At 50.0% G+C, this 14,894-nt stretch carries 18 protein-coding genes; all 18 read left to right on the forward strand.

What is annotated here, in order from left to right:
* Nucleotides 1-161 precede the first annotated feature (161 nt).
* The 18 genes from T360_RS15860 to T360_RS0111615 all read left to right on the forward strand — a co-directional run bounded on the left by T360_RS15860 (nucleotide 162) and on the right by T360_RS0111615 (nucleotide 14,893).
* Nucleotides 162-1,247, forward strand: coding sequence for an AAA family ATPase (locus T360_RS15860; RefSeq protein WP_051523546.1), 1,086 nt, complete (start codon nucleotides 162-164; stop codon nucleotides 1,245-1,247).
* 145 nt (nucleotides 1,248-1,392) lie between these two features.
* On the forward strand, nucleotides 1,393-2,058 hold the full coding sequence (locus T360_RS0111535) for a DUF6371 domain-containing protein (protein WP_028912920.1): 666 nt from the start codon (nucleotides 1,393-1,395) through the stop codon (nucleotides 2,056-2,058).
* A 96-nt stretch (nucleotides 2,059-2,154) separates the two neighbouring features.
* Entirely contained in the window at nucleotides 2,155-2,484 is a 330-nt protein-coding gene (locus tag T360_RS0111540) for a hypothetical protein (RefSeq protein ID WP_028912921.1), read from the forward strand.
* Nucleotides 2,485-2,602: 118 nt separating this feature from the next.
* Entirely contained in the window at nucleotides 2,603-3,166 is a 564-nt protein-coding gene (locus T360_RS15290) for a DNA-binding protein (protein WP_036929689.1), read from the forward strand.
* A 148-nt stretch (nucleotides 3,167-3,314) separates the two neighbouring features.
* Complete coding sequence (locus T360_RS0111550) at nucleotides 3,315-3,752, forward strand: N-acetylmuramoyl-L-alanine amidase (RefSeq protein WP_081772824.1); 438 nt, start codon at nucleotides 3,315-3,317, stop codon at nucleotides 3,750-3,752.
* A gap of 113 nt (nucleotides 3,753-3,865) precedes the next feature.
* Complete coding sequence (map, locus tag T360_RS0111555; RefSeq protein WP_028912923.1) at nucleotides 3,866-4,729, forward strand: type I methionyl aminopeptidase; 864 nt, start codon at nucleotides 3,866-3,868, stop codon at nucleotides 4,727-4,729.
* A gap of 49 nt (nucleotides 4,730-4,778) precedes the next feature.
* Nucleotides 4,779-5,804 carry a tRNA (adenosine(37)-N6)-threonylcarbamoyltransferase complex transferase subunit TsaD gene (tsaD, locus tag T360_RS0111560; RefSeq protein ID WP_028912924.1) on the forward strand — a complete coding sequence of 342 codons (1,026 nt, stop codon included), beginning with the start codon at nucleotides 4,779-4,781 and terminating at the stop codon, nucleotides 5,802-5,804.
* 20 nt (nucleotides 5,805-5,824) lie between these two features.
* Nucleotides 5,825-6,340, forward strand: coding sequence for a CinA family protein (locus T360_RS0111565; RefSeq protein ID WP_028912925.1), 516 nt, complete (start codon nucleotides 5,825-5,827; stop codon nucleotides 6,338-6,340).
* 118 nt (nucleotides 6,341-6,458) lie between these two features.
* Nucleotides 6,459-6,722: a 50S ribosomal protein L28 gene (rpmB, locus tag T360_RS0111570; RefSeq protein WP_028912926.1), complete on the forward strand. Its 264-nt coding sequence runs from the start codon at nucleotides 6,459-6,461 to the stop codon at nucleotides 6,720-6,722.
* A gap of 3 nt (nucleotides 6,723-6,725) precedes the next feature.
* Nucleotides 6,726-6,917, forward strand: a complete 192-nt coding sequence (rpmG, locus tag T360_RS0111575) for a 50S ribosomal protein L33 (RefSeq protein WP_028912927.1) — start codon at nucleotides 6,726-6,728, stop codon at nucleotides 6,915-6,917.
* A gap of 12 nt (nucleotides 6,918-6,929) precedes the next feature.
* Complete coding sequence (locus T360_RS16060) at nucleotides 6,930-7,085, forward strand: DUF4295 domain-containing protein (protein ID WP_080694914.1); 156 nt, start codon at nucleotides 6,930-6,932, stop codon at nucleotides 7,083-7,085.
* A 142-nt stretch (nucleotides 7,086-7,227) separates the two neighbouring features.
* Nucleotides 7,228-8,181, forward strand: coding sequence for a signal recognition particle-docking protein FtsY (gene ftsY / locus T360_RS0111585; protein WP_028912928.1), 954 nt, complete (start codon nucleotides 7,228-7,230; stop codon nucleotides 8,179-8,181).
* Nucleotides 8,174-9,481, forward strand: coding sequence for a 30S ribosomal protein S12 methylthiotransferase RimO (gene rimO / locus T360_RS0111590; protein ID WP_028912929.1), 1,308 nt, complete (start codon nucleotides 8,174-8,176; stop codon nucleotides 9,479-9,481). The genes ftsY and rimO overlap by 8 nt, the downstream gene beginning before the upstream one ends.
* The gene (locus tag T360_RS0111595; RefSeq protein WP_028912930.1) at nucleotides 9,478-9,765 is read left to right on the forward strand and encodes an HU family DNA-binding protein; all 288 of its coding nucleotides are present in this window, start codon (nucleotides 9,478-9,480) and stop codon (nucleotides 9,763-9,765) included. Before rimO ends, T360_RS0111595 begins: the two co-directional genes overlap by 4 nt.
* Nucleotides 9,765-11,816: an HU family DNA-binding protein gene (locus T360_RS16260; protein WP_051523547.1), complete on the forward strand. Its 2,052-nt coding sequence runs from the start codon at nucleotides 9,765-9,767 to the stop codon at nucleotides 11,814-11,816. Before T360_RS0111595 ends, T360_RS16260 begins: the two co-directional genes overlap by 1 nt.
* A 145-nt stretch (nucleotides 11,817-11,961) precedes the next feature.
* Nucleotides 11,962-12,957 (forward strand): MoxR family ATPase, encoded by a 996-nt coding sequence (locus T360_RS0111605; RefSeq protein ID WP_028912931.1) that lies wholly within the window; start codon nucleotides 11,962-11,964, stop codon nucleotides 12,955-12,957.
* Entirely contained in the window at nucleotides 12,957-13,826 is an 870-nt protein-coding gene (locus T360_RS0111610; RefSeq protein ID WP_028912932.1) for a DUF58 domain-containing protein, read from the forward strand. The genes T360_RS0111605 and T360_RS0111610 overlap by 1 nt, the downstream gene beginning before the upstream one ends.
* Nucleotides 13,826-14,893, forward strand: coding sequence for a hypothetical protein (locus T360_RS0111615; protein ID WP_028912933.1), 1,068 nt, complete (start codon nucleotides 13,826-13,828; stop codon nucleotides 14,891-14,893). Before T360_RS0111610 ends, T360_RS0111615 begins: the two co-directional genes overlap by 1 nt.
* Nucleotide 14,894: the final 1 nt, after the last annotated feature.

Here is a 14,894-nt window from a genome sequence, read left to right on the forward strand (position 1 = left end):
GACACTTCTTTGTTAGCCTGCCGGAATCTTTTTACCTTTGTCTAGTCAACCGGTGACATCTATAACAATTAACGTTCTAAAATCTTAATTATTGTGTGTAATCACAAAAAAAATCAATGAATCAAGAAAATCTAAATTTAATCAGAAGCAGTTTTCCCCTAATGGGGAAAGCCGCAAACCCAGCTGTGAGAAATGTGATAACAGTGCAGGATTTGGATGAACTGAAATCAGAACGCATCACTCCTGAAACGGATTTGCCTCCCATGCAGCCGCTGTTCTCAATCAATGGTGTGCCTTGCTTCTATCGTGGCGAGTTGGCTGCCGACTGTGGTAAGGCAAAGAGTGGCAAGACAACGTTTCTGTCGATACTGATGGCGGCCACCATCAAGCAACAGACGCTGGCGGTGAAACGACTGACCGACGAGCCGCTGAGGTTGCTCTGGATTGACACAGAGCAAAGTCAGCAGAGCACGCAGGAGATTCTGAAGGAGCGCATCATGCCTCTGGCTGGGGTTGAGCAGCTTGACGATACGCAGTTTTATGCCTATAACTTGCGAGGAGCGGGTTTTGAGAAGCGAGGCCGAATGGTGGACGTGGCTATTCGTTCGATAAATCCTGACATTTGTATCATTGATGGTGTGAAGGATTTGATGACTGATATCAACGATGCTGTGCAGGCCACGCTGATTATGGAGAAGCTGATGGAGCTGGCTAAGGATATGAACTGCTGTATCGTGTGCGTGCTGCATCAGAACAAGAGCGAACAGGACCGCAATATGCGTGGTTCTATCGGCACTGAGCTTACCAATAAGGCCTTCGAGGTGTTTCAGTGCTCAGTGCTTGGCGAGAGTGAGATCTTTAAGGTGGAGCAGACTTATAGCCGTAAGCAAAAAATCAAACAAAACTTCTATTACACCATCAACAAGAAAGGTCTGCCAGAGGGCTGTGCCAATTATCACGAGCAGCCGCGTGATTCTCAGGGACGATGGATGAGTACGAAGGATGAAACGGCAGCTGATGAGGAGGTGGATTTGCATAAACTTTTCGTTGTGGCCATGGAGGGTAGGGGGCAGCGTCGATTTAGCGAGTTGATGGCTGTGGCGATGAAGAGATTTTGTGTGGCTGATGCGCAAACCTACTACGACTACATTAAGAAGGCCGAGGCGGATGGCATCCTGCGCAAACTAGTGCATCCCGAAACGGGCGACACGTGGGTGGAACTGCTTGAAAACCAGTTGCCATTTTAATTTTTAATTTTAAATTATAATTTAATTAATTAATTTAGCCCCTTTATAGGGGCTTAATTTAAATTTAATTTAATTTTTAAATATAAATAATAACCCGCGCGAGCCGATGAAGTGGAATGAAGTTTTTTGCAACACGTTTAAGGCTATGAGTGAGAGGCATGCGGCTGAGGTGGAGCGGGAGGTGAACTTTATGTTTCCTTCGCTGCCGATGGTGGAGGCGTGCCGAGCCAGCGAGTTTGAGTTCTTTGAGCCGATGATAGCGTCGGGGATGCTCACCACCGATCAGATGCACCACGCTGCCAAGCGCTATCTGCTGGGGAAGACCAGGAGTGGGCTGCCTATCTTCTGGATGATAAACGACATGATGGTGCCGCTGGATGCTCGTATCGGCGACGGATGGATATCGCAGAAGCTGAAAGCACGCGAGCCGCTGCTGGAGGCCTGGCAGGTGAAGCACTGCCTGTTTGGACTGCATCTGGCTGACGACGCCCTGCCGATAGGCATCGTAGAGCAGGAGGCCACGGCTGTGATGCTGAGCGAGCTGATGCCCGAAGTGATATGGATGGCTTATGGCGTGACGTCGCATCTGGTGCCCGAGCTGCTAGCGCCGCTGCAGGGCTGCACTGTGACCATCTATCCCCGTACGGACCCCTTGATGAGCAACTACGTGTTTTTTCTCGACTATGCCAGGCTGGTGAACCGGCGTTACGACATCCATCTGCGGATTGACGACACGCTGGAGCAGCATGCCACCCAAGAGCAGAAACAGCGGTGTATAGACATCGTGGATTTTGTGCTTGACTTGGCGTAAAAATCAACTTAGTTTTTGGTGAAAATCAACTTGTTTTTTAGTGAAAATCAACTTAGTTTTTAGTCATAATCAACTTACTTTTTTATCGAAATCAATATGGTAAATTTCTACGATAAGCATCGTTTTATCAGCAAGAAAGAGCTGGCCCAGTTGGCTGGCGTGTCAGAAAGTACATTCTTGCGCTATCTCCGAACCCGTAGGCATATCCTCGACAAGCTGGGGGTGAAGCGTCATGCAAGAATGTTGCCGCCGCAGGCCGTGAAATATGTTTGTGAGGATTACTGCATCGACCTGCCAGAAGAGTTGCAAGATAGGCGTGTGATAGAGAGTCATGAGCTGTACAGGAAGGTGGTGCGCGAACTGCAGTTGACAACCTTTTTTGATGGAAAATGGACGAAAATAACAGAAATTCCGCTCGATTTCTGATTATTTTCTGGCTAACCCGTCATAACCCGTCAATGCCCTTAGCGAAAGTAGTACTTTTGCATTGTCATTCCGGATGGCACTTCAATTCTTTAACTTTTCGATTTTTCAATTTTTCATTATGGTTCGTTACATTTTACAGCAAATCAAGATTAATGGTCACAAGTATTTTGGCGGTTGGTTCGCCAAGAACGTGGTGGAAGAGACTATCGACCTAGATGGTCTGGCCGAGCACATGAGTAATCATAACTCGCCTTACTCGAAGGGCGTTATCAAGGGCTTGCTCACTGATATGATCAGTTGTATCAAGGAGCTCCTGCTGGAGGGTAAGAACGTGAAGGTGGACGACTTGGCTATCTTCTCGCTTGGCATCAAGAACAAGGTGATGGCGCTGAAGGAGGAGGACTTCACGGTGAGTAAGAACATCAGCGGTGTGAAGTTGAAGGCTCGCGCCACTGGCGACCTGATGAGTAAGAATCTGAATCTGGAGGCGACGCTGAAGAGGGCGAGTCTGCTCGCCCCTGGAACCTCCCCCGACCCCGGCACCTCCCCTAACCCCTCTCAGGGAGGGGAGCAGGGCGGTGGCCAGCCTAGCGGTAGCCAGACTGGGGGCGGGCAGCCTTCGCAGGGTGGTAATACCGCTGGGGACGACAATGATCCCATTGATGAGCCCAATGGCGATTAAGGGTTGGGGCGTTAGCCCCGACTACTTTGAACACTCAACACTCAACATTAAAAATTATGATTAAAGTAAATTGGACTAAGGTGGCCAGATGGGCGAAGCTGCTGGCTACAGTGATTACAACAGTTTTAGGAACTATAGCGGTACAGTCATGCGCACAGTAAACTTGATAGTGATTCATTGCAGTGCCACGAAATGCAACAGGCGCTTCACGGTGAAGGATTTGGAAAACTGTCACAACGCACGTTTTCACAACAAGGGCATCGGCTATCACTACTACATAGAGCGCGATGGACAGCTGTACCAAACCCGACCGGAAGAAGAGGTGGGCATGCATGCTCGCCACTACAATGCCCATAGCATTGGTGTGTGCTACGAAGGTGGACTGAACGAGCAGGGTGTGGCCGCCGACACGCGAACGCCTGCCCAGAAACAAACGCTCCACACGCTGTTGCGCAGCCTGAAGTACGACTACCCGGATGCTAAGATTGTCGGGCATCGCGACCTGCCCTGGGTGGCAAAGGATTGCCCGTGTTTTGATGCGCGCGAAGAGTATCGCGATCTGCAGCCGCTTGTGCTGGAGCAGTAGGCCTGATTCATCCTCTCCCAATTGGGAGAGGATTTTTTTTGTCTCGATAATATTTGGCGCGTACAAAAAAAAGTAGTAACTTTGCACCCAAATTTAATAATTAAATAGGTGACATGGCATTTAACAAGAAAAAAAGATGGCACTGCCTGCCAGGACAGGAACCTACAGAGATGGACAAGACCATCATGTACTGGGAAAACAAAGGAAAACTGGTACCAACACGCGAACTGATTAAAACCCCCGAACAGATAGAAGGCATCCGCAAGGCGGGCGTAGTGAATACTGCTGTGCTCGACGCAGTGGCAAAGGAGATTCATGCCGGCATGAACACACTGGAGATAGACCAGATCTGTCGCCGTGTGTGTGAAGAGAACGGCGCTATCCCCGCATGTTTGAACTATGAGGGATTCCCCATGAGCGTATGCACCTCGATCAACGAGGTGGTGTGCCACGGTATCCCCAAGGAGGAGGATGTGCTGGAAGAGGGCGACATCATCAACGTAGATTTCACCACCATTCTGGATGGCTACTATGCCGACGCCAGTCGTATGTTTATCATCGGCAAGACTACTCCTGAGAAGGAACAGCTGGTGCGCGTGGCTAAGGAGTGTCTGGAGATAGGTATGGAGGCCGCCAAGCCTTATAGCTTCGTGGGTGACATCGGTCATGCTATCGAGAAGCACTGCAAGAAATATGGTTATGGTATCGTGCGCGATCTGGCCGGTCATGGCGTGGGACTGAAATTCCACGAGGAGCCCGACGTGGAGCACTATGGACATCGCGGCACTGGTATGCTGCTGGTGCCTGGTATGGTGTTCACCATCGAGCCAATGATCAACATGGGTACCTGGAAGGTGTTTATCGATGCCGACGATCCATACGGATGGGAGGTGATCACCGAAGACGAACTGCCAAGCGCTCAGTGGGAGCACACGCTGGTGATGACGGAACATGGAGTGGAAGTGCTGACGTACTAAGATTTAAAAATTTAAAAATTTAAAAATTTAAAACATATAAAATAAAATAATGCCGGATATATATATATTAGGTATAGAGTCGAGTTGTGACGATACGTCGGCGGCGGTGCTGAAGAATGGCATCCTGCTGAGTAACGTGACTGCATCGCAGGCTGTGCACGAGGCTTATGGTGGTGTGGTGCCAGAGTTGGCATCGCGCGCCCACCAACAGAATGTAGTGCCGGTGGTGGATCAGGCTATCAAAAAGGCTGGCATCACCAAGGAACAGTTGACGGCAATCGCCTTTACACGCGGACCAGGACTGATGGGATCGCTGCTGGTGGGCGTGAGCTTTGCCAAGGGATTTGCGCGCTCGTTGGGCATCCCCATGATAGACGTGAACCATCTGCAAGGACACGTGATGGCGCACTTTATCAAGGAGAGCGAAGACGACCAGCATCAGCCGCCACTGCCATTCCTGTGCCTGCTGGTATCGGGTGGTAACTCGCAGATTGTGAAGGTGAACGCCTACAACGATATGGAGGTGCTGGGACAGACGATTGACGACGCTGCCGGCGAGGCTATCGACAAGTGCTCGAAGGTGATGGGACTGGGTTATCCCGGTGGTCCAATCATCGACCGACTGGCGCGCCAGGGTAATCCTAAGGCCTACCAGTTTGCTGAGCCTAACATCCCCGGACTGGACTATAGTTTCTCGGGACTGAAGACTTCGTTCCTCTATTCGATGCAGAAATGGGTGGCCGAGGATCCTGACTTTATCGAGAAGCACAAGGAGGACATCGCTGCTTCATTGGAGTGGACCATCGTGGATATTCTGATGAAAAAACTGAAGAAAGCGGTGAAGCTGACGGGCATCAAGCACGTGGCTGTGGCTGGTGGTGTGAGCGCCAACAACGGACTGCGCAATGCCTTCTACGATGCTGAGAAGCGCTATGGTTGGACGATCTATATCCCGAAGTTCAGCTATACCACAGATAATGCGGCGATGATTGGTATCGTGGGCTATCATAAGTATCTGGACAAGGAGTTCTGCTCAATAGACGCTCCTGCGTTCTCGAAAGTAACGTTTAAATAAAGTTGAAGAATTGAAGGAATATGGATTTTGAAAGCAAGATAATAAGTAGAGAGATCAGTGAGATTCTCTGGGAGACTGAAAAGACAGTTGGTACGGCTGAGAGTTGCACCGGTGGACGTATCGCCGAGGCTATCATCGCTGTGCCTGGTGCATCGAAATATTTTAAGGGCGGAATCATCTCGTATGTCAACGAGATTAAGGAGAATCTGCTGGGTGTTGACCACATGGTGCTGGAAGAGAAAACAGCTGTGTGTGAGGAAGTTGCAGTGGCTATGGTGAAGGGTGCATGCAAGGCGCTCAACACTAATTATGCCATCGCCGCTACAGGCTTTGCTGGACCCACCGGCGGTACCAAGGATATCCCCGTGGGAACCATCTGGCTGGCCTGCGGAAAGCCCGAAAAAGTGGTGACACTGAAGGTGACTGAAGACTTCGGTCGAGACATCAATCTGGCCATCGCAACCAACAAGGCTATGGAGATGTTTTTGCAGTTCCTGAAGGACGAAGATGCCCCCAGACCCCAGCGTGAAGGTTAAAAATTATTAATTATTTTAATTTCCGATTGCGTAATTATCTGAATCTCAATAAAATTGTGTAATTTTGCACGCTGTTTGGAATAAGTAAGTGTAAATCACAAGTAAAAAGTAGATAGAAATGTCTAAGATTTGTCAAATTACAGGAAAGAAGGCACAGATAGGTTGCAATGTGTCTCACTCAAAGCACCGTACAAAGAGAAGCTTTGACGTCAACCTCTTCAGCAAGAAGTTCTACTATGTAGAGGAGGCTTGCTGGATTCAGTTGAAGATTAGCGCTGCTGGTCTTCGTATGATTAATAAAGTTGGTCTGGATGCTGCCTTGAAGCAGGCTGTTGCCAAAGGATTTGTAGACTGGAAGGACATTAAAGTGATAGGAGATTAAATCATGGCAAGTAAGAAAGCAAAAGGTAATCGCGTTCAGGTTATCCTGGAGTGCACCGAGCATAAGAACAGTGGTCTGCCCGGCACAAGCCGCTACGTAACCACAAAGAATCGTAAGAATACGCCCGAGCGTATGGAGCTCATGAAGTATAACCCAATCCTGAAGAAGATGACTCTTCACAAGGAGATTAAATAATACGACTGAAGTATGGCAAAGAAAACCGTCGCTACCCTCCACGAAGGCTCAAAGGATGGTCGCGCTTACACAAAGGTAATCAAGATGGTTAAGAGCCCTAAGACTGGTGCTTACATCTTCGATGAGCAGATGGTTCCCAACGAGGCCGTTAAGGACTTCTTCAAGTAAACGGTGAAAGCCGCTTGCTGCCGAAGGGACGCAAGAACTTATACAAAATTATAATAAAAAGAGAGGCTGCAAATAAATTTGCGGTCTCTTTTTTTGGTTGTGTCGTAAAATATTCCTATCTTTGCATCGAAAATATTGCAATATGGGATTATTTGGATTTTTTAGTAAGGATAAGAAACAAACACTGGATAAGGGCTTGGAGAAAACCAAGACCAGCGTGTTTGATAAACTGACACGTGCCGTTGCTGGCAAATCGAAAGTGGATGATGATGTTTTGGACAATCTGGAAGAGGTGCTCATCACGAGCGACGTAGGTGTGGATACCACCCTCAAGATTATCCAGCGCATCGAGGAGCGCGTGGCGCGCGATAAGTATGTCAGCACATCTGAACTAAACAGAATTCTTCGTGAAGAGATAGCTGAACTGTTGGCTGAAAACAACTCAGAGGATAATGACAACTGGGATCTGCCTGCCGACCATAAGCCATACGTCATCCTGGTGGTTGGCGTGAATGGCGTGGGCAAGACTACCACCATCGGTAAGTTGGCCTGGCAGTTCAAGCAGGCTGGCAAGAAGGTTTATCTGGGTGCTGCCGACACCTTCCGTGCTGCTGCCGTAGAGCAGTTGTGCATCTGGGGTGAGCGCGTGGGCGTGCCCGTGGTGAAGCAGCAGATGGGTAGCGACCCTGCCAGTGTGGCTTTTGATACGCTGCAGAGTGCTAAGGCAAATGGCGCCGACGTGGTGCTGATAGACACTGCCGGACGACTGCACAATAAAGTGGGCTTGATGAACGAGCTCAAGAAAATCAAGGAGGTGATGAAGAAGGTGCTGCCCGAGGCTCCCGACGAGGTGATGCTGGTGCTGGACGGTTCAACCGGACAGAACGCATTCGAGCAGGCCAAGCAGTTTGCTGCTGTGACTCAGATCACATCGCTGGCCATCACCAAGCTCGACGGCACTGCCAAGGGTGGTGTGGTGATTGGTATCTCCGACCAGCTGAAGGTGCCCGTGAAGTATATCGGACTGGGAGAGGGTATGACCGACCTGCAGTTGTTTAATAAACGTCAGTTTGTAGATTCACTGTTCAATGAGTAAGACGATAGATATAATTTCTCTGGGCTGCTCTAAGAATCTGGTTGACAGCGAGACTCTGATGGGTCTGATGGAGGCTAATGGTTATGCATGCACCCACGACAGCGACGACCCTCAGGGTGAGATAGTCGTTGTGAACACCTGTGGATTTATTGCTGATGCCAAGGAAGAGAGTATCAACACCATCCTGGAGTTTGCACAGGCCAAGACCGAAGGCCGCATCGAGAAGCTCTTTGTGATGGGATGCCTGTCGGAACGCTATCTGGCCGACCTGGAAGCTGAGATTCCTGAGGTGGATGGCTGGTACGGCAAATTCAACTATAAGAAACTGCTGAACGACCTGAAGGGCGCTGATTTCAACGCCTGCGAGGGTAAGCGACATATCACAACACCGCGCCACTATGCGTATATGAAAATCAGTGAGGGCTGCGACCGCCACTGTGCCTACTGCGCCATTCCGCTGATTACGGGTAAGCATCAGAGTCGCCCCATGCAGGAGATTCTTGACGAGGTGCGCTATCTGGTGAGTCAGGGCACTAAAGAGTTTAATGTCATCGCACAGGAACTGACCTACTATGGGGTTGACCTGGATGGCAAGCAGCACATCGCCGAGCTTATCGAGCAGATGGCTGACATCCCCGGTGTGGAGTGGATTCGCCTGCATTATGCTTATCCCACACATTTCCCATGGGATCTGCTGCGCGTGATTCGTGAGAAGCAGAACGTATGTAAGTATCTGGATATTGCCCTGCAGCATATCTCTGACAATATGCTGACACGCATGCGCCGCCACGTGACGAAGGAAGAGACTTACGAGCTGGTGCGCCGTATGCGCGAAGAGGTGCCAGGCATACACATCCGTACCACCCTGCTGGTGGGATTCCCCGGTGAGACCGACGAGGACTTTGAGGAGTTGAAGGCCTTTGTGAAGTGGGCGCGCTTTGAGCGCATGGGTGCCTTTGCCTATTCGGAAGAGGAGGGCACCTATTCGGCCGAGGCGTATGAGGATGATGTGCCTGAGGACGTGAAGCAGAGCCGACTGGACAAGCTGATGCGTATCCAGCAGAATATCAGTGCTGAGCTCGAAGCCGAAAAGGTGGGCCAGGTGCTGAAGGTGATTATCGACCGTCGTGAGGGTGACTACTACATCGGTCGTACAGAGTTCTGCTCGCCTGAGGTGGATCCCGAGGTGCTGATACCAGCTGCCGAGGCTGAACTGACCGTTGGCGACTTCTACGATGTGAAGATCACAGATTCGGAAGAGTTCGATTTGTATGGAACCACAATCATTAAAAACTTATGAACAATAAAGACTTTATCACAGAACTGTCGCAGCGCATGGGTTACACGGCTGACGAAACCCAGCAGCTCGTGAATTGTGTTGTTGATTCAATGGGCGACCATTTCCAGGATGATGACTCGGTGCTGATTCCTACCTTCGGTACATTCGAAGTGAAAAAGAAAATGGAGCGTATCATGGTTAATCCCTCTACAGGACAGCGTATGCTGGTGCCCCCAAAATTGGTGCTCACTTTTAAGCCCAATGTAAGCTGGAAAGAACGTGTAAAGAATGGAGGAGCTGAGTGATGGGAAAGATTTCAATACAAGAGCTGGCCAATGTGCTGGTTGAACGCAAGAAGATGAACCGTCGCGACGCTAGCATGTTTGTTAGCGCCATGTTCGATATTATACAGCAAAGACTGGAATCCGACAAACTGGTGAAGGTGAAAGGTCTTGGCACATTTAAGATTATTGATGTAGAAGATCGCGAAAGCGTGAACGTAAATACCGGTGAGCGTGTGCTCATCGAGGGGCACGGCAAGATTACTTTCACACCTGATGCGGTGATGAAGGAGCTGGTGAACAAACCCTTTGCCCAGTTTGAGACTGTGGTGCTGAACGAGGGTGTGGACTTCGATGATGTGGATACCACTACCACCGATGTACCTGAGCCAGAGATAGAGTCGGAACCACTCGTAGAACCCGATCCAGAGCCCGTATATACGCCTGAGCCAGAGCCTGTGGTAGAGGATCATTCTCAGATGCCGCTGGTGGATTTTGGTGGTATCGAAGAGCCCGTTGTGGCTCCTGAGCCAGAACCCATCGTTGAGCCCGAGCCTGTAGTTGAACCCGAACCAGAGCCCGAGCCAGAGCCCGAGCCAGAACCTGAGGTTGAACCCGAACCAGAGCCTGAGGCTGTGACGATTCGTCCTGAGGCTACAACCGTTCGTCCTGAACCTAAGGTGATTGAAGATATTGCCGACGAAGATATTCCGGAATGGGTGATTGAGCCATACGTAGCTCCTGCACCAGAGCCTGCACCGGTGGTTGCTCCAGAGCCAGTTGTGGCTCCCGAACCGGCCCCCGTGGTTGCACCTGAGCCAGAACCTGCAAAACCTGCAATCAACTCTAATCTGCAGTCGATTCTGAACTCATTCCAAACCATCAAGAAAACACCAGCTCCCGAGCCCGAGCCTGTTGTGGCCCCCGAGCCCGAGCCTGTATATACGCCTGAGCCAGAACCTGTATATACGCCTGAGCCCGAGCCCGTATATACACCCGAGCCCGAGCCTGTTCAGTTGACAGAAGAGACAAAGATCACAGAAGAGTCGCTGATGACAGCTGATGAAGAACTTGAAGCTGCATTCGCTCGCCAGGAGGGCAGAACCATTCAGCCCGAGCCTGTATATACGCCAGAACCGGAGCCTGTTTACACTCCTGAACCCGAGCCTGTATATACGCCTGAGCCCGAGCCAGAGCCAGTTGTAGCTCCTGAGCCAGAGCCCGTATATACACCAGCTCCAGAGCCTGTATATGCTCCCGAGCCCGAACCAGAGCCTGTTGCAACACCTGCACCAGAGCCTGTATATGCTCCTGAGCCAGTCGTTGAACCCGAGCCAGAACCTGAGGTTGAACCCGAGGAAGAAACTGTTGACGAGGAGCCTGAATACAAACCAACCCGTCGCCCCAGAAAGGCTGCCGGTAGGTTAGTGCTCGCCCTGCTCACCATGATTCTGGGATTGGCAGTGGGTTATCTGTTTGGTAACTACTATCCATATAAGAACCTGATGCCTGTAGAGAGTAGTGAGACTGTGATCCATGTGCAGAAAGAGGAAGAGCCCTCTACCATACACAATCACGACATCGACGCCCTTGAGCAGGAGACTACTGCTGCGGAAGAGCAACCCGCTGAGCCTGAGTCAGATGCAAAGGCTGATGAAGCCAAAGCTAAAGCCGACGCAGAAGCCAAGGCGAAGGCAGAGGCAGAAGCTAAAGCCAAGGCCGATGCAGATGCTAAGGCAAAAGCCAAGGCAGAGGCTGACGCCAAGAAGGCTGCTGAGGAAAAGGCCAAATCGCAGGCTGATGCTAAGGACAAAGCCTTCAGCGACAAGTATGACGCGATGGACGTGAGAGTGCGCCTGGGTGCCTATCGCATTGTGGGAACCGACAAGGTGGTGAAGGTGAAGGAAGGTGACGATCTTGTAAAGATTTCACGCCGTGTGCTCGGACCTGATATGGTGTGCTATCTGGAGGTTTACAACAACCTGAAAGCCACTACACCACTCAAGGTTGGACAGGAAATAAAGATTCCAAAACTGCAGATCAAGAAGAAAAAGAAGGCTGCAACAGCCAACTAAATCAGCAAATAATTTAAAAGTTTCTTAAAACTTAGGTTTTGGGAAACTTTTTTAATATTATTTAGACTGATAAATAGTGGCAAAGTGCGCTAAAAAAAGTATTTTTGCACTCTGAAATTAGAAAACAATTAAAGATATAAATATTATGGCAGAAGCTATTGATATCCGAGAGTTGAATATCCGGATTGAACAACAAAGTGCATTTGTAACAAATCTTGTGAGTGGAATGGACCGCGTGATTGTGGGACAGAAACATCTGGTTGACTCACTGCTGATAGGTTTGTTGAGTGATGGACATATTTTGCTGGAAGGTGTGCCTGGTCTGGCTAAGACACTGGCCATCAAGACACTTTCACAGCTCATCGATTCAGATTACAGTCGTATCCAGTTTACACCCGACTTGTTGCCTGCTGACGTGATAGGTACTATGATCTATTCGCAGAAGGACGAGAAGTTCCAGGTGAAGCAGGGTCCTGTGTTTGCCAACTTCGTGCTGGCTGATGAAATCAACCGTGCGCCAGCCAAGGTGCAGAGCGCACTCCTTGAGGCCATGCAGGAAAAGCAGGTGACTATTGGTAGTCAGACATTCAGTCTGCCCAACCCATTCCTCGTGATGGCTACTCAGAACCCTATCGAGCAGGAAGGTACCTACCCACTGCCTGAGGCACAGGTGGACCGATTCATGCTGAAGGTGGTGATAGACTATCCTACACTGGAGGAGGAGAAGAAGATTATCCGCGAGAATATCAGTGGCGAGATGCCTAAGGTGACACCAGTGACTACTGCCGACGAGATTCTGAAGGCACGCAGCGTGGTGCGCGAGGTGTATATCGACGAGAAGATCGAGCAGTATATTGCCGACATCGTGTTTGCTACACGTTACCCAGAGCGCTATGGATTGAAGGACCTGAAGGATATGATTTCGTTTGGTGGTTCGCCTCGTGCCAGTATCAACCTGGCTAAGGCTGCGCGTGCCTACGCCTTCATCAAGCGTCGCGGCTATGTGGTGCCTGAGGATGTGCGTGCTGTGGCTCACGACGTATTGCGCCATCGTATCGGACTGACCTACGAGGCTGAAGCCAGCAACATCACCAGCGAAGAAATCGTTTCAAAGATCATTAACAAGGTGGAGGTACCTTGATGGAGACATCTGAAATAATAAAGAAAGTCCGTAAGATCGAGATCAAAACCAGAGGGTTGAGCTCGAACATCTTTGCCGGTCAGTACCACTCGGCCTTTAAGGGTAGGGGTATGGCCTTCAGCGAGGTGCGCGAGTATCAGTTTGGTGATGATGTGCGAGATATCGACTGGAATGTGACTGCTCGTTTCCATCGTCCTTATGTGAAGGTGTTCGAAGAAGAACGAGAGATGACGGTGATGCTGCTCATCGACGTCAGTGGATCGCTCGACTTTGGTACACAGAAGCAGATGAAGCGCGACATGGTGACAGAGATAGCTGCCACATTGGCCTTCAGTGCTATTCAGAACAACGATAAGATAGGTGTCATCTTCTTCTCAGACAAGATTGAGAAATATATCCCGCCTAAGAAGGGACGCAAGCATATCCTGTATATCATCCGCGAGATGCTGGACTTCAAGCCAGAATCTACTCGTACGGATGTGAAGCAGGCCATCGAATTCTTGTCGAGCGTGCAGAAGCGACGCACCACAGCTTTCATACTGAGCGACTTCTATGTGCGTGGCGATTTCCAGCAGTCGCTGCAGATTGCCAATCGCAAGCACGACGTGGTAGCCATACAGGTGTATGACCAGCGCGCACGCGAGTTGCCTGATGTGGGACTGATGAAGGTGGTTGACGCCGAGACTGGATACGAGCAGTATGTGGATACGAGTTCCAAGAAACTGCGCCAAGCTTACCAGAAATACTGGTTGACAAGGCAGGCACAGCTGAAGGATACTTTTAACAAGAGCAATGTAGATAATGTGAGCATAGCCACGAACGAGGACTTTGTGAAATCACTGCTACTGCTATTTAAACAACGAAGTTAATGAAACGTTTATTTCTGCTTATATCACTGATAACCAATGCGATGCTGATGACGGCACAAGTATCTGTTGAGTCGGAAATCGACTCGATTCAGATCTTTGTGGGCCAGCAGTCGCATCTGAAAATCACTGCTAAAGTGAAGCCTGAACAGAAGGTGGAGTTCCCCCAGTTTCAGTACACCCAGATGATAACACCTGGCGTGGAGGTGCTGAAGTGTGAGGAACAGAAGCAGGACATCGGTGATGGATTTGAAGCCCGCTCGATGGTATATACGCTGACATCGTTTGACGACACGCTTTACTATCTGCCACCACTCACCGTGAAGGTGGACGGCAAGCCTGTGAAGAGTAAGAGTCTGGCGCTGAAGGTGCTCACCTTCGATGTGGATACCACACAGGTGGACCAGTTCTTCGGTCCGAAGGATGTACAGGACAACCCCTTCCTCTGGAGCGAGTGGAGCCTGCCATTCTGGTTGAGCGTGCTCATGATGGTGCTGATGGCCGTGTGCTACTATCTGTATCTGCGCCTGCGCGACAACAAGCCTATCATCACGCATATACGTATCGTGAAGCGCCTGTTGCCACACCAGAAGGCTATGCAGGAGATAGAACAGATCAAGGCCGACAAGATGGTGATATCGGGCGACCCGAAGGAGTACTACACCAAGCTGACCGACACGCTGCGTAAGTATATCGAGGAGCGCTATAAGTTTAATGCGATGGAGATGACCAGTAGCGAGATTATTGAGCGACTCACTGCCCAGCAGGATCAGAAAGCGCTCGACGAGTTGCGCAGTCTCTTCATCACGGCCGACCTGGTGAAGTTTGCCAAGTATTCTACACTCATCAATGAGAACGACAAGAACCTGGTGAGCGCTATCGACTTCATCAATCAGACCAAGCTGGAGAATCAGCCTGTAGAAGAAACAGTGAAACCACAACTCTCGGAAGAGGATCAGCGCTCGCAGAAGAGTCGCCGACTGCTCAAGTCGGTCATCACACTCATCTCGGTGGTGTGTGCGGCCCTGTTCGCTTATGTGGTGTTCACCATGTATCAGTTATTGAATTAAA

Origin of the sequence: Prevotella sp. MA2016, assembly GCF_000619825.1 — a bacterium.
Lineage (GTDB): Bacteria > Bacteroidota > Bacteroidia > Bacteroidales > Bacteroidaceae > Prevotella.